At 65.5% G+C, this 14,615-nt stretch carries 10 protein-coding genes and 1 pseudogene; 4 read left to right on the top strand and 7 right to left on the bottom strand.

What is annotated here, in order from left to right:
* Window positions 1–47: 47 nt before the first annotated feature.
* From ACSHT2_RS23310 to ACSHT2_RS23300, 3 genes are all read right to left on the bottom strand, one after another.
* Window positions 48–614: a PAN domain-containing protein gene (locus ACSHT2_RS23310; RefSeq protein WP_440642909.1), complete on the bottom strand. Its 567-nt coding sequence runs from the start codon at window positions 612–614 to the stop codon at window positions 48–50.
* Between the two features lie 166 nt (window positions 615–780).
* The gene (locus ACSHT2_RS23305) at window positions 781–2,151 is read right to left on the bottom strand and encodes a glutamate--cysteine ligase (RefSeq protein WP_440636781.1); all 1,371 of its coding nucleotides are present in this window, start codon (window positions 2,149–2,151) and stop codon (window positions 781–783) included.
* Between the two features lie 99 nt (window positions 2,152–2,250).
* Window positions 2,251–2,745, bottom strand: a complete 495-nt coding sequence (locus ACSHT2_RS23300; RefSeq protein ID WP_440636779.1) for a MarR family winged helix-turn-helix transcriptional regulator — start codon at window positions 2,743–2,745, stop codon at window positions 2,251–2,253.
* A 125-nt stretch (window positions 2,746–2,870) separates the two neighbouring features.
* Between ACSHT2_RS23300 and ACSHT2_RS23295 the strand changes: the two are divergent.
* Together ACSHT2_RS23295 and ACSHT2_RS23290 are read left to right on the top strand one after the other, a co-directional pair.
* Window positions 2,871–3,195 (top strand): annotated as a pseudogene (locus ACSHT2_RS23295) (glutathione S-transferase N-terminal domain-containing protein); the annotation flags it as partial.
* A 231-nt stretch (window positions 3,196–3,426) separates the two neighbouring features.
* Entirely contained in the window at window positions 3,427–3,735 is a 309-nt protein-coding gene (locus ACSHT2_RS23290; protein WP_440636777.1) for a hypothetical protein, read from the top strand.
* A 417-nt stretch (window positions 3,736–4,152) separates the two neighbouring features.
* On the opposite strand, the gene ACSHT2_RS23285 is transcribed toward ACSHT2_RS23290, so the two are convergent.
* The 4 genes from ACSHT2_RS23285 to ACSHT2_RS23270 all read right to left on the bottom strand — a co-directional run bounded on the left by ACSHT2_RS23285 (window position 4,153) and on the right by ACSHT2_RS23270 (window position 9,922).
* A complete protein-coding gene (locus ACSHT2_RS23285) occupies window positions 4,153–6,366 on the bottom strand; it encodes an FAD-dependent oxidoreductase (RefSeq protein WP_440636775.1) in 2,214 nt (737 codons plus the stop codon).
* Between the two features lie 19 nt (window positions 6,367–6,385).
* Window positions 6,386–7,594, bottom strand: a complete 1,209-nt coding sequence (locus ACSHT2_RS23280; protein WP_440636773.1) for an acetyl-CoA C-acetyltransferase — start codon at window positions 7,592–7,594, stop codon at window positions 6,386–6,388.
* A gap of 57 nt (window positions 7,595–7,651) precedes the next feature.
* On the bottom strand, window positions 7,652–9,442 hold the full coding sequence (locus ACSHT2_RS23275; RefSeq protein WP_440636771.1) for an acyl-CoA dehydrogenase C-terminal domain-containing protein: 1,791 nt from the start codon (window positions 9,440–9,442) through the stop codon (window positions 7,652–7,654).
* Between the two features lie 96 nt (window positions 9,443–9,538).
* Window positions 9,539–9,922: a nuclear transport factor 2 family protein gene (locus ACSHT2_RS23270; protein WP_440636769.1), complete on the bottom strand. Its 384-nt coding sequence runs from the start codon at window positions 9,920–9,922 to the stop codon at window positions 9,539–9,541.
* 199 nt (window positions 9,923–10,121) lie between these two features.
* On the opposite strand from ACSHT2_RS23270, the gene ACSHT2_RS23265 reads away from it, so the two are divergent.
* Window positions 10,122–10,712: a PadR family transcriptional regulator gene (locus tag ACSHT2_RS23265; protein WP_440636767.1), complete on the top strand. Its 591-nt coding sequence runs from the start codon at window positions 10,122–10,124 to the stop codon at window positions 10,710–10,712.
* Between the two features lie 306 nt (window positions 10,713–11,018).
* On the top strand, window positions 11,019–14,399 hold the full coding sequence (locus tag ACSHT2_RS23260) for a hypothetical protein (RefSeq protein WP_440636765.1): 3,381 nt from the start codon (window positions 11,019–11,021) through the stop codon (window positions 14,397–14,399).
* Window positions 14,400–14,615: the final 216 nt, after the last annotated feature.

The raw sequence follows: 14,615 nt of genomic DNA, 5'->3' as shown, positions 1-14,615 counted from the left end.
GCAGCGCATCACTTTGTGCTGCGCTCGCCCAGGCACGAGTACGAGCATCACCGCACCACGCCCGACGTGAATCCCGCCTTGCGGCGCGGCGGCTTGATCTCCTTCTTCAGGAAACAGCGTGCTTCGCGCCCGACATAACCGGGACGGGCATAGGTGAAGGCGCGGCATTTGTTGTCGGCGGTACAGGCAGCCTTGCAGGCCTCCACACCTTCCCCGTCCTTCAGCTCGAAATTGCGCAGATCGCCGCCAGGGCGGTCGATCGACGTCTCGACGCCCTCGACGCGCGGCTCGATCACGCCGGCGCCGCGCACCCCGGAGATGCAGCAACTTCCCGGCACGCGCGGCGGCACGGTGTTCTTCAGCCAGCAGACCGCCGAGCCGCCTTCGACGTCGGGATAGCTGAAGCTCCAGGAGCGGCAGCGGCGATCACGCTCGCACAGCAGCGCGCAATCCTCGGGATCGCCCGACGTGACCGGCGTGCTGAAGTAGTCGCCGCCGGGCCGATCGAACGCCGTCTGGGCAGGCGCCGGCACGCTCGCAAATGCAAGCGAAAGCAGCGCTACACATGCCGCGACGCTGGCCATGACGGCCCCGGACAGGCGGCCCTTCCCCATCGGAACAGCTTTCGAGTTATTGACGACGCTCAGGTTTTTCGAGCCGGCCATTTGATCGCCGCAAACCTGTATGGGCGATGAACGGCTCAAGTCCCGATCGTTGGCCTAAAGCATGATCCGGAAAAGTGTGACGCGGTTTCCGAGAAGATCATGCGCAAACAAGCTCCTAGAACGCGTACTCGGCGTAGACCGGTTCCACCGAGCCCTTCCAGGGACCGTTGAACTTCTCCAGCATCTCCTCCGCCGGCGTCCGGCCGGAATCGATGATGCGATCGAGCGGCTCGAGGTGCCGGGTCTCGTCGCGGCCAAGCTGGTCGATCTGGCCGCGCCGGCGCAGGCCGGCATGTGCCAGAACGAGGCACTCCTTGGCGATCTCGAACAGATAGCGATCCTTGATCCGCGACTTGAAGCCGAAGCGCGGCACGTCATCGCGCAGGGCCTGACGCTCATGCGCGGTCCAGTGCTTCACCATGTCCCAGGCGGCGTCGAGCGAAACGTCGTCGTAGAGCAGCCCGACCCAGAACGCCGGCAGCGCCGGTAAACGGCCCCACGGACCGCCGTCGGAGCCGCGCATTTCGAGATAGCGCTTGAGCCGCACTTCCGGGAAGATCGTCGAGAGATGGTTGGCCCAGTCCGACAGCGTCGGACGCTCGCCGGGAAGATTGTTGTTGCGGCCGTCGAAGAACGCGCGGAACGAGGAGCCCGACACGTCGATGTACTCCTCGCCGCGCTTGACGAAATACATGGGCACGTCGAGCGCGTAATCGACATAGCGCTCGAATCCCATGCCGTCCTCGAACGCCCACGGCATCATGCCCGCGCGCGCGTTGTCGGTGTCGCGCCAGATCTCGGACCGGAACGACAGGAAGCCGTTCGGCTTGCCCTCGGTGAACGGCGAGTTGGCGAACAGCGCAGTCGCGACCGGCTGGAGCGCGAGCGAAACGCGCAGCTTCTTGACCATGTCGGCTTCGGAGGAGAAGTCGAGATTCGTCTGCACCGTGCAGGTCCGGTACATCATGTCGAGGCCGTACTGACCGACCTTCGGCATGTAATTGGTCATGATCTTGTAGCGGCCCTTGGGCATCACCGGAATATCGGCGCGCGACCAGGACGGCGTCATGCCGAGCCCGAGAAAGCCGATGCCGAGCGGCGTTGCGATCTCGCGCACCTGTGCCAGATGCGCCATCAACTCGCTCTGGGTCTGGTGCACATTCTCGACCGGCGCGCCGGACAGCTCGAACTGTCCGCCGGGCTCGAGCGAGATCGCGCCGCCACCGGTGACGTCGTAGAGGCCGATGATGTTGCCCTTCTCCATGATCGGCTCCCAGCCGAGCAGGAGCTTCATGCCTTCGAGCAGCGCGCCGATGCCGCGTGCACCTTCGTACGGCACCGGACGGTGTCCTTCGAGCGTGAACGGCGTCTTCTCGTGCTCGGTGCCCATGCGGAATTCGGACGGGTCCTTGCAGCCCGCCTCGAACCACGCGACGAGCTCGTCGCGCGATTGCAGCGGCGTCATATCGATCTGGTCTCGCGCCATATCAAACTCTAATCAAAAGGCGCTTCGACCGAACGCGCGCGGGTGACAGGGATGGCCCGCGAACCCACCGGTTGCACGGACGAGCGGTTTGCCGCGCGATCATCGCGACGGCATGCTTTCGTTGACGCCCGCGGGCGGCAGTTTCATCTCGCCGCACGAGCAGCCCAGGCGATCGAGCAGATTGCTGAGCTTGACGGCATCGGTATCGGACAGTTTCGAGCCGACATATTTCTCGATCGCGGCCGAATAGGCGCCCCACATCCGCTTCTGCAACTCGCGGCCGGCTTCCGTGATCTCGACGAACTGGCCGCGCTTATCGATCTTGCATTCACGCCGCGAGGCGAGGCCCTCGTCGACCAGGCGGTCGATCAGCCGCGAGGTAGAATATTGAGGGATCAACATTTGCCGCTCGAGTTCGACCGGCCGCAGCTCGCCCGAGGGCGCCCGCGACAATTCGAGCAGCGCGTCATACCAGGCCAGCGGTGGGAAGCCGGCCTTCTTCAAGTCCTGCTCGACGCAATCGAGCACGCGGCTCTGCACCCGCATCAGGCGGATCCAGGCGGCTGTTGCCTCGGTCGATGGTCTGCGTTTCATGGTTCCGCTCAAGCTCGTCGCCCGTCTCTTACTCCATTCGATGCACCTGCATCAATATTGACTATTTCAAGCAGGTGCATGTAGTTGCCCTTTCGGCCGAACCAAGCATCCGGCGGAGAAATTCCGTGAAACCGTACGATTCGACCGGTGCCTGCCCGCTGTCCCCACATCGCCCTCCTGCAAGCCGGCCTGCCCTGTGAGCTGGTCGAGGTCGAATCGGCGCCAAGAGGCTCGAAACGGTTGGGGATTATCTAAAGCCGAACCCTGGGGCCAGGTCCCTGCGCTGGGCCTCGACAGCGGTGAGATCGTGACCGAAGGCCCGGTGATTGTCCAGATGATCGCCGTCAGGCCTCAGCCGAGGCGCTGGCGCCGGCCCGCGACAATTCCGAGCACCACGAGCTGAATTTCCTCACCTCCGAGGAGCGCAAGAGCTTCGGTCCGTTGTTCGCAGAGCACGACCGGCGAGGCGACGAAGAACTCGGATCGATCCAACTCTTTGCCCGCATTATTCGCAAAATCCGAATATCTAAGATGCACTGACATCAATTTTACGAGCATTGTCAGGGTTAACGATAACTCTGCGTCGTGCACTCCGCAGCCGTCACAATCCTTGTGAGAGCACTCCACTTGGCTCAGCTTCAGCGAGGAACACGACGCAGACCACCGGACTGGGAAGCTATTGTGACGGCTGTACTCCTTCTCCTGCTCGCGAGCGCAATCACTGGCTTGGCGACGGGACTAATCTTCCGAGTCTGGACTCTGTTGCTGGTCTCGCCGGCCACCGCGATCCTTACCGCAGCGGTCCTTCAGACCTCGGGCTTTGGATTTTGGACGGGCATTCCAATCGTCGTCGGCTGCCTGATCGCCGGCCAGCTCGCCTATTTGGCAGCGACGTTCTACCTGCACAGAGGGGAGCTCTCAATGCAGGACGACATCGACGGCGAGCCAGGCAAGCACGGCCATCGCGACATCAAGAATGAGAACGAGTAGGACCAGGCCGACCCACGAGGGAATTTTTCTGCGCCGACGGAGGAACCCGCGGCGCGGCCACGACCGACCCAGCAGCAATGGGGGCGCGTATCTTGCCGTAACGCCGGCTGCGCTGTCTTGAGACACCGTGGGGATCATTGCGGGACACCTTCAATGCTACTGGGCCATCCGGTGGATCATCAGCAAGAGCGGTGCCAGGGCGGAGCGTGGCTGCGACGGGAAGCGTGACACGGAAACGCGTCAACATTGCGAACCATGTGATCGGCGACGACGTCGAAGGAACATCTCCAGGAGACAGTTGCCTCATGAACATGATCGGGCCGCGCATTCTCGCCGTTCGGAGACGAAAAATAAAAAGGCCGGATCAATGATCCGGCCTTGCTGTTCTCGGATGCGCAGCCCGGGCTACCGGCAATCCTAGGCCGCCGCCTTCTTCGGCGCGAAGCGTCCGTAGAAGGTCTCGCCCTTCGCAGCCATCTCCTCGAGCAGCTTCGGCGGGGTGAAGCGCGAGCCGTACTTGGCCTCCAGCTTGTGGCAGAGCTCGACGAACGCCTTCGTACCCATGAAGTCGATATAGGACAACGTGCCGCCGGTGAACGGCGCAAAGCCGAAGCCGAGGATCGAGCCGACATCCGCTTCGCGCGGATCGGTGATGACGTGGTCCTCCACCGTCCGCGCGGCTTCCACGGCCTGCACCACCAGGAAGCGCTGCTTCAGCTCCTCGATATCGAGCGTATCGGGGTCGAGCTGCTTCGGCTGCAGCGCTGACAAGCCTGGCCACAGGCTCTTCTGGCCTTTGCCCTTCTCAGGGTAATCGTAGAAGCCCTTGCTGTTCTTGCGGCCGAGACGCCCCTGCTTCTCGACCATCTCGACCATCAGCTTCTTCTGATCCGGATTGATGGCGTTGGGGCCGAGATCGGCCTCCGTCGCCTTCATGATCTTGAGGCCGAGGTCGAGCGCGACTTCGTCGGACAGCGAGAGCGGGCCGACTGGCATGCCGGCCATCTTGGCGCAGTTCTCGATCATCGCCGGCGGCACGCCCTCCAGGAACATCTCGTTGCCTTCGGCGACGTAGCGGCCGACGCAGCGATTGGCGAAGAAGCCGCGAGAGTCGTTGACGACGATCGGCGTCTTGCCGATCTGGCGGACGTAGTCGAGCGCGGTCGCAAGCGCGACATCGCCGGTGTTCTTGCCGAGGATGATTTCGACCAGCATCATCTTCTCGACCGGCGAGAAGAAATGGATGCCGACGAACTTGCCCTGGTCCTTGAAGCTCTCCGCCAGCGAGGTGATCGGCAGCGTCGAGGTGTTCGACGCGAAGATCACGTCCGGCTTCAGATATTCCTGTGCCTTGGCAAAGGTGTCCGCCTTGACCTTGCGGTCCTCGAACACGGCCTCGATGACGAGGTCGACGTCCTTCAGCGCCGCATAGTCCGCGGTCGGCGTGATGCGCGCGAGCAGCGCTTCGGCATCGGTGGGCTTGGCGCGGCCCTTCTTGATCTGCTCCTCGATCACCTTCTGCGCATGTGCCTTGCCCTTGTCGGCACTCTCCTGGTCGCGGTCGATCAGGACGACGTCGAGGCCGGCGCGGGCCGAGACGTAGCCGACGCTCGCACCCATGAAGCCCGCGCCGATCACGGCGATCTTCTTCACCCTGGTCGGCGGCACGTCCTTCGGGCGGCGCGCGCCCTTGTTGAGCTCCTGCATCGACAGGAACAGGCTGCGGATCATCGCGGCCGCTTCCTTCGAGCGCAGCACCGAGGTGAAGTAGCGCGACTCCACACGCAGCGCAGCGTCGATCGGCAGCTGCAGGCCCTCATAGACGCAGCTCATGATCGCGCGCGCGGCGGGATAGTTGTCGTAGGTCTCGCGGCGGTAGATGGCGTTGCCGGCCGGAAACATCATCATGCCGGCCTTGGAGAACACCGGACCGCCCGGAAGCTTGAAGCCCTTCTCGTCCCAGGGCGCGACGGCCTTGCCGCCGCCCTTGATCCAGTCCTTGGCGGCCTTGATGAGGTCAGCGGCGGGAACGATGGCATGGATCAGGTTCAGCGCCTTGGCCTTCTCGACCGTGACGGGATCGCCCTTGAGCAGGATCGTCATCGCGTCCTGCGGCGGCACCAGACGCGGCACGCGCTGCGTGCCGCCGGCGCCGGGGAACAGGCCGACCTTGACCTCGGGCAGGCCGAGCCGCGTCTTGGGATTCTCGGCCGCGACTCGATAGTGGCAGCACAGCGTGATCTCGAAACCGCCGCCGAGCGCAAGACCGTTGATCGCAGCCGCCCAAGGCTTGCCGGAGGTTTCGATCGAACGCAGCACCAGCGAGAAGCGACGGCTCTGGTCGAACAGCATCTGGTTCGCCGCGGTCTCGCCCTGCTCCTTGAACACCTTGGCGTAGGCCTGGTTCATGCCTTCAAGCATGGAGAGATCGGCGCCGGCGCAGAACGCTTCCTTCGCGGAGGTGATGACGACGCCCTTCACCGCCGCATCGGCGGTGGTCGCCTTGACGATCGCCTCGAGCTCGTTGGTGGAGGTCTCGTCGAGCACGTTCATCGAACGGCCCGGGATGTCCCAGGTGACGAGCGCGATACCGTCGGAATCGGTCTCAACCTTGAAATTCTTGTACGACATGCTGGTTGCTCCTCAACCCTTAGACGCGCTCGATGATGGTCGCGGTGCCCATGCCGCCGCCGATGCACAGCGTGACCAGGGCGGTCGACTTGTTGGTGCGCTCGAGCTCGTCGAGCACGGTGCCCAGGATCATCGCGCCGGTAGCACCGAGCGGATGGCCGAGTGCGATGGCGCCGCCATTGACGTTGATCTTGGCGGTGTCGATGTCGAAAGCCTGGATGTAGCGCAGCACGACGGAGGCGAAGGCCTCGTTGAGCTCGAACAGGTCGATGTCCGACTTTTTCATGCCCGAGCGCGCGAACAGCTTTTCGGTGACGTCGACCGGACCGGTCAGCATCATCGCCGGCTCGGAGCCGATGTTGGCAAACGCGCGGATTTTTGCCCGCGGCTTCATGCCGTACTTGCTGCCCGCTTCCTTGCTGCCGAGCAGCACGGCGCCGGCGCCGTCGACGATGCCCGAGGAGTTGCCGGCGTGGTGCACGTAGTTGACGCGCTCGATCTCGGGATGCGACTGCACCGCGACGCCGTCGAAGCCGCCCATCTGCGCCATCATGGTGAACGACGGCTGCAGCTGCGCCAGCGACTGCATCGTCGTCGAGGGACGCATATGCTCGTCCTTGGCGAGGATGGTGAGGCCGTTGATGTCCTTCACCGGCACCACCGACTTGTCGAAGCGCCCCTCGTCCCAGGCCTTGGCCGCGCGCTGCTGGCTCTGCACGGCGTAGGCGTCGACGTCGTCACGCGAGAAGCCATATTTGGTCGCGATCAGATCGGCCGAGACACCCTGCGGCATGAAATAGGCCGGCACCGCAATCGAGGGATCCATCGGCCACGCGCCGCCGGAAGCGCCGATGCCGATGCGGCTCATGGATTCGGCGCCGCCGCCGATCACCAGCTCATGCTGACCGCTCATGATCTGCGCCGCAGCGAAGTTCACGGCATCGAGGCCGGAGGCGCAAAAGCGGCTGATCTGCACGCCGGGCACGGCATCGCCGAGACCGGCCTTGAGCGCTGCGAAGCGCGCGATGTCGGAACCAGCTTCACCAACGGGATCAACCACGCCGAACACGACGTCGTCGACGGAATCTTCGGGAAGGTTGTTGCGGTCCTTCAGCGCCTTCAGCGGCACGGTGGCGAGCGCAAGCGCCGTGACCTCGTGCAGTGCGCCGTCCGCCTTGCCGCGGCCGCGCGGGGTGCGAACGTGGTCGTAGATGAATGCCTCAGGCATGACGCCCTCCTGATGTGATGTTCAGATGCGATTGGGAGCAGGCAGCGGAAGCAGGCCTCAGAAAGCTTCCGCCGGCAATTCCATGATGGTGGCGCAGCCGGCCTGGATGCGCGCGAGATTGGCCGCAGTCTCCGGCAGCATCCGCTCCATGAAGAAGCGGCCGGTGACGAGCTTGGTCGAGAGATAGGGCGTCGCCCCGCTCTCGGCAATCTTGGCCTGCGTCACCTTGGCCATCTTCGCCCACATATAGCCGAGCGCCACGAAGCCGAAGAGATGCAGGTAGTCGGTTGCGGCAGCGCCCGCATTGTCCGGCTTCGCCATCGCATTCTGCATCAGCCAGGTGGTGGCCTGCTGGAGATGGCCGAGCGAGGTCGAGAGCGGCGTGATGAAGGGCTTGAGCGCCTCGTCGCCGCCATTCTCCTTGGCGAAGGCCATGACCTCGCCGAAGAAGGCCATGATGGCGCGGCCGCCGTCGCGCGGCAGCTTGCGGCCGACGAGGTCGAGCGCCTGGATGCCGTTGGCGCCTTCATAGATCATCGCGATGCGCGCATCGCGCACGAACTGCTCCATGCCCTGCTCGGCGATGTAGCCGTGGCCGCCATACATCTGCTGCGCCTGCACCGCGTTGGCGAAGCCGTAGTCTGTGAGGAAGGCCTTCAGCACCGGCGTCATCAGGCCCATGTGGTCGTCGGCGGCCTGGCGGTCCTTGGGATCCTCGGAGCGGTGGGCGACGTCGCTCTTCAGCGCGGTCCAGATCACAAAGGCGCGCGCGGCCTCGTTGAAGGCGCGGATCGAGAGCAGCGTGCGGCGCACGTCGGGATGCACGATGATCGGATCGGCCGGCTTGTCCGGCGCTTTCGCGCCGGTGAGGGAGCGGCCCTGGATGCGCTCGCGTGCATAGGCGACCGCGTTCTGATAGGCGACCTCGGACTGCGCGAGCCCCTGCACGGCGACGCCGAGGCGGGCCTCGTTCATCATCACGAACATGCCCTGCATGCCCTTGTTCTCTTCGCCGATCAGCCAGCCGGTGGCGTTGTCGTAGTTCATCACGCAGGTGGAATTGCCGTGGATGCCCATCTTGTGCTCGATCGAGCCGCAGACGACGCCATTGCGGGCGCCCACCGAACCGTCGGCGTTCACCAGGAATTTCGGCACCACGAAGAGCGACACGCCCTTGATGCCGGCGGGTGCACCCTCGATGCGGGCGAGCACGAGATGGATGATGTTGTCGGCGAGATCATGCTCACCGGCCGAGATGAAGATCTTGGTGCCGGTGATCCTGAAGCTGCCGTCGGGCTGGCGCACCGCCTTGGTGCGGAGCATGCCGAGGTCGGTGCCGCAATGCGGCTCGGTGAGGTTCATGGTGCCGGTCCACTCGCCCGCCACCATCTTCGGCACGTAGGTCTTCTTCTGCTCGGGCGTGCCGTGCACCAGCAGCGCCGCGGTCGCGCCCATGGTCAGGCCGCCATACATCGAGAACGCCATGTTGGCGGAGATCTGGAATTCGTTGACCGCCTGGCTCAGCGTCACCGGCAGGCCCTGGCCGCCGTATTCGGTCGGCGCCGACAGGCCGAGCCAGCCGCCCTCGACGACCTGCTTGAACGCTTCCTTGAAGCCTTTCGGCGTGGTGACGCTGCCGTCGTCGGCGCGCTTGCAGCCTTCGAGATCGCCCACGCGATTCAGCGGCTGCAGCACCTCTTCGGCGAGCTTGGCGGCTTCGCCGAGGATCGCCTCGCGCACGTCGCTCGATGCGTCGGAGAAGCCCGGCAGATTGTCGTAGCGGTCAATCTGGAAGACGTCGTTGAGCAGGAAGTTCACGTCTTCGACGGGGGCTTTATAGATCGGCATGGAGTTCTCCCGGCATGGGCCTTGAAATGATGTTCGTGCGGTTCCCGCGGCGCGTTTGCCCGCGAGCTTAGCGGGTTCGGCAACCTCAGGGCAGTGTCATGATTGGGCGGCCAGCTGCTCCGCCATCAGACGGTGCAGCATGTTGATCGCCTTGAGCGGACGCACCATCACCTTGAAATGCGTGATGCATCCCTCGCCGTCGAAGCTGATGATGTCGACGCCGTTGATCTCGATGCCGTCGATCATGGTCTTGAATTCGAGCACGGCGCCGCGCTCGTTCCTCCACTCACCCACATAAGTGAAGGTCGGACCGCCGAGCACCTGTTCGGCACTGGAGAGATATTTGAAGGTGAGGTCGCGCCCGCGCTGCGGCGTGTGAACGACGGGGCTTTCGAAGACGGCATCGGGGTGCAGAAGATCCCAGAGCGCTGTGCGGTCATGAGACTTCATGTAAGCGTACCAGGAATCGAGGCCGGTCATTCTCGGGTGCCTCCCTGAAGGCCTGGGCAAAAAAACGCGAAAACAACCCCAGGCACAGTAGCGAGCAAGTTGATTCCGCTGGGTTTTCGGAACGGGTCTTTGCCCGGCCCCTCAGCTGCCTCATATGCACATTGACGCATATGCGCCGATGCGCATAAAGTCAAGCCAATTGGTCAAGGTCGATAACAGGAGACCGGTCATGGCACTGGGCGACGCAATCCTCGCATGCCTGACGGAACGTCCGATGACGGGCTACGAGCTCGCCAAGACGTTCGATTCCTCGATCGGCTTCTTCTGGAAGGCCGACCACCAGCAGATCTACCGCGAACTCTCCAAGCTGCGCGACCGCGGCTACATCCAGGGCCGCGAGGTCGTCCAATCCGGCAAGCCCAACAAGCTGGTTTATACGCTCACCCCCGAAGGCAGAACAGCGCTGCGGCACTGGGCCGCGCGGCCAAGTACGCCGGCCTCGACCAAGGACGACCTCCTGGTCCGCCTCCATGCGCTCGACAGCATCGACATCGAGCCGCTGCGCGCCGATTTGATGGCCCGGCTCGAGCACCACCGCGACCGCCACGCCAATTACGAGCGCATCCTGAAGAAGCGTTTTCCGGACGGCACGGCAGAGGGCAGGCTCGACCTCGGAAACCTGCTCCTGCTCCGCCTGGGAGCCCGCCATGAGCAGATGGTGGCCGACTTCTGCGAGGAGACGCTCGAGGCACTCTCGGCGATGAGCGGCAAGGCTACCGTGGTGCCGATCGAGGATGGCAAGCGCGAGGGGAAGGGCTGAGGGGCCAGGATTGCTGCGTCATGGCCAGGTTCGTCCCGGCCATCCACGACCTTTCGCGCGGCACCGAAGAACGTGGATGCCCAGGACAAGCCCGGCCATGACGACCAGCGGTGCTAGTCACCCCGAGTTCCCCGCCCAACTTTAAGACAGCGGCGACGCGTTCCTTAACTCGTTATTTACCGTAACAGGAAAAAGTCGGTTTTCGAGGCAGACGACCCGCGCCAAATTCGATTGTCTTTGCAACCGGGGCGCGTGGGGAGGCTGGAGGCGCCGGGTGGGGCGCCGGAGTCGGAACCGGACAGAGTCATGAATTCGCGCGTATCGTGGAGTGTTGACGGCATCGACCCATCCGTCCGGGAGCGGGCCGAAGCTGCTGCGCACAGAGCCGGCATGTCACTCAACGATTGGCTGAACTCCACGCTCGGCGAGGCTGCCCCGCCGAACTTTCGCGGACCCTACGACCAGCGTCCGCAGCACATGCCGAGCCAAGGACCCAGTGAGGAGAGCCGCGAAGTCGCCGACATCCACCAGCGGCTCGACGCGATCACCCAGCAGATCGAACGGATTTCCAAGCCGGCCCCGCGTCAGGACGTCTCGCGCGAGCAGGGCGTCGCGCGTCAGCTCAACGATGCGATCTCGCGGCTCGATGCGCGCCTGTCGCAAATCTCCCGCCCGCAGCGGCAACCGCAGCAGCCGCAGGCCCCACGCCCCGCCCCGGCCGACACGCGCCAGCGCCAGGCCGATGCGGTCGAGCGCGCGGCCGCGCAGGTCTATCGCAGCTCACCGCCCCTGAGCCCGGCTTCGTTCGACGTCGCGGTCGCCGAGATCACCGCGCGCCAGAGCGAGCTCGACGGCTTTGCGCCCAGGCAGATGCCGCCGCGTGCCGCGCCGCCAATTGCGCCCGCGGCTCCTTACGCGCCGCCTATGGCGCCGCCCGCGCCTGCCTACGCGCCGCCGCCACCGCAGCCGGGGCCGGATTTCTCATCGCTCGAGCGCCACCTGCTCAAGATCACCAGCCAGATCGAGTCGCTGCAGCGTCCCGACAATACCGAGCAGGCGATCAACGCCTTCCGCAGCGAGCTTGCCGAAATCCGTGCCGCCATCACCGAGGCGATGCCGCGGCGCGCGATCGAATCGATCGAGAACGAGATCCGCTCGCTGCACCGTCGCATCGACGAGACCCGGTCCAACGGCACCGACGGCCAGGTCCTCTCGGGCATCGAGCATGCGCTGTCCGACATCAAGCAGGTGCTGCGCACGCTGACGCCGGCCGAGCAGCTCACCGGCTATGACGAGGCGATCCGCAATCTCGGCGCGAAGCTCGATCTGATCCTGCGCGCCAATGATGATCCCTCGACGGTGCAGCAGCTCGAAGGCGCGATCTCGGCGCTGCGCGGCATCGTCTCGAACGTGGCTTCCAACGAGGCGCTGGCACGGCTTTCCGAGGACGTGCAGCTGCTGTCGTCCAAGGTCGACCAGATCACCCGCGCCTCCGGCCACGCCGACAGCTTCGCGGTGCTGGAGCAGCGCATCGCCGCGCTTACCGCCGCGCTCGAAACCCGCGAGCGGCCTCAGCCATCCGAGAGCACCGAGCACCTCGAAGCCGCGATCCGCGCGCTGTCGGACCGCTTCGACCGTATGCAGGTCGGCAACGATTCCGCCTCCACCTTCGCGCATCTCGAACAGCGCGTCTCCTATCTACTGGAACGGATAGAAGCCGCCTCCGATCCGCACAACGGCAATTTGAGCCGAGTCGAGGACGGGCTGCACGACATCCTGCGGCACCTGGAGCGGCAGCAGGCGACCTATGCCGCGCTGGCCGAGAGCCGCAACTCCGCGCCGCCCGCGGATTCCGGCATGGTCGATCTCGTCAAGCGCGAGCTCGCCGACATCCGCTTCAGCCAGTCCGAAACCAACCGTACCACCCAGGACTCGCTGGAAGCGGTCCACAGCGCACTCGGCCATGTCGTCGATCGCCTCTCCATGATCGAGGGCGACCTGCGCACGGTGCGCACCGCACCGCCGGCTCCCGCGCCGCAGCCGATGCCCATGCCGATGGCGCCTCCCATGGAGCCCGCGCCGATCGCGCGCGAACCGCGGCAGCAAGCACAGCAGCCGAAATACGATCCGAAGCCCGAGCTTCCGAATCCGGCCGCGGCGCAAGCCGCCTTCGCCGCCGCGCCGCGCGAATTCCACGCTGCTGCCCCCACGCCGCCGCCGGTGCCGACGGCGCCGCCGGTTCCGCCCCGCGCGATCAGCGAAATCCTGGAACCGCATACGGTGCCGCCGCGCGCCGCGCTCGCGCCGGAATTGCCACCGGATCATCCGCTCGAGCCGGGCACACGGCCGGGCGGACGCGTCGCCACGCCGTCGGAGCGCATCGCCGCCTCCGAGAGCGCGATCAGCGGAATTCCCGCCGCGCCGAAGGAGCCGGTGTCGTCGTCGAGCTTCATCGCGGCCGCACGCCGCGCCGCGCAAGCCGCCGCCGCGCAGCCGGAAAAGACCGGCCGCGCCGCCAAGGCAGGGGCTGACCGGTCCAAGGACAAGGGCAAGGACGGCGGTTCGACCATCACCTCGAAGATCCGCTCGCTGCTGGTCGGCGCGAGCGTGGTCGTGATCGTGCTCGGCACCTTCAAGATGGCGATGAACCTGCTCGAAGGCGGCAGCCCGCCGCCGGCGCCGCAGGCCATGGACGATACGTCCAGCCAGCCGGCGCCGCTGGCCCCGCCGCCCCCGGTCGAGACCAAGCCTGCCACGCCCGAGCAGGTCACGCCGTCGATGACGTCGCCGACGCCGATCGGACGGCAATCCCAGAACAATGCCGCGCCGGCGCCCGCCGCCAATCCGGGCAGCTCGGCGTCGGTTGAAATCCCGCCGGCGCCTGCCGCTGCACCGCCGGCCTCTAGCGACGTCACCGGCGCGCTGTCGGGCACGAGCCGCGCCAAGCTCGGCCTCGTCCAGGTGCCGCCGAGCGAGAGACTGCCTGACGGCATCGGCGGCCCAGCCTTGCGCACCGCCGCGATGAAGGGCGATGCAACCGCGGCCTACGAGATCGGCGTGCGCTTTGCGGAAGGAAAGGGCGTCGCCACGAATTACGACGAAGCGGCGAAGTGGTACGACCGCGCGGCGCAGGCCGGCGTGGTGCCCGCGATCTTCCGCCTCGGCACGCTCTACGAAAAGGGCCTTGGCGTGAAGAAGGACGCCGACATCGCCCGCCGCTACTACACCCAGGCTGCCGAGCGCGGCAACGCCAAGGCGATGCACAATCTCGCGGTGCTCGACGCCGACGGCGGTGGCCGCGGTGCCAACTACAAGAGCGCGGCGCAATGGTTCCGCAAGGCGGCCGATCGCGGCGTCGCCGACAGTCAGTTCAACCTCGGCATCCTCTATGCCCGCGGCATCGGCGTCGAGCAGAACCTCGCCGAATCCTACAAATGGTTCAGCCTGGCGGCCGCGCAGGGCGATGCGGACGCCGCCGGCAAGCGCGACGACGTCGCCAAGCGTCTCGACCCGCAATCGCTCGCCGCCGCCAAGCTCGCGATCCAGACTTTCAGCGCCGAGCCGCAGCCCGACGATGCGGTCAATGTCATGGCGCCCGCCGGCGGCTGGGACACCGCGCCGCAGGCAAGCGCGAAGCCGGCGCCGAAGCCGGTCGCGGCCAAACGCTCGGCCTCCGCGGCGCATTAAGCCCGAGTAGTTTTAGACGAACAGAACGAGCCGCGCGCTCAGGTGCACCTCTCCCGCTTGCGGAAGAGGTCGCGCCGCAGGCGCGGGTGAGGGCTCTCGCCTCTTGGGGGTTCTCGCTTGCGGAGACACCCTCTCCCCAACCCTCCCCCGCAGGCGGGGGAGGGAGCGCACCTTCGGTGCCGCAACCATCGTGTCTCCTTCAGGCTCTCTCCATCG

Source organism: Bradyrhizobium sp. PUT101 (genome assembly GCF_052043945.1).
Lineage (GTDB): Bacteria > Pseudomonadota > Alphaproteobacteria > Rhizobiales > Xanthobacteraceae > Bradyrhizobium.
Note: the sequence above shows the minus strand (reverse complement) of the source record. Positions and strands in the feature narration are given on the sequence as shown.

What these genes read in the sequence shown, in the direction of transcription:
- ACSHT2_RS23260 (WP_440636765.1), top strand. Translation starts at nt 11,019, where the DNA reads ATGAATTCGCGCGTATCGTGGAGTGTTGACGGCATCGACCCATCCGTC.
- ACSHT2_RS23300 (WP_440636779.1), bottom strand. Translation starts at nt 2,745, where the DNA reads ATGAAACGCAGACCATCGACCGAGGCAACAGCCGCCTGGATCCGCCTG.
- ACSHT2_RS23310 (WP_440642909.1), bottom strand. Translation starts at nt 614, where the DNA reads ATGGGGAAGGGCCGCCTGTCCGGGGCCGTCATGGCCAGCGTCGCGGCA.
- ACSHT2_RS23265 (WP_440636767.1), top strand. Translation starts at nt 10,122, where the DNA reads ATGGCACTGGGCGACGCAATCCTCGCATGCCTGACGGAACGTCCGATG.
- ACSHT2_RS23270 (WP_440636769.1), bottom strand. Translation starts at nt 9,922, where the DNA reads ATGACCGGCCTCGATTCCTGGTACGCTTACATGAAGTCTCATGACCGC.
- ACSHT2_RS23275 (WP_440636771.1), bottom strand. Translation starts at nt 9,442, where the DNA reads ATGCCGATCTATAAAGCCCCCGTCGAAGACGTGAACTTCCTGCTCAAC.
- ACSHT2_RS23280 (WP_440636773.1), bottom strand. Translation starts at nt 7,594, where the DNA reads ATGCCTGAGGCATTCATCTACGACCACGTTCGCACCCCGCGCGGCCGC.
- ACSHT2_RS23285 (WP_440636775.1), bottom strand. Translation starts at nt 6,366, where the DNA reads ATGTCGTACAAGAATTTCAAGGTTGAGACCGATTCCGACGGTATCGCG.
- ACSHT2_RS23305 (WP_440636781.1), bottom strand. Translation starts at nt 2,151, where the DNA reads ATGGCGCGAGACCAGATCGATATGACGCCGCTGCAATCGCGCGACGAG.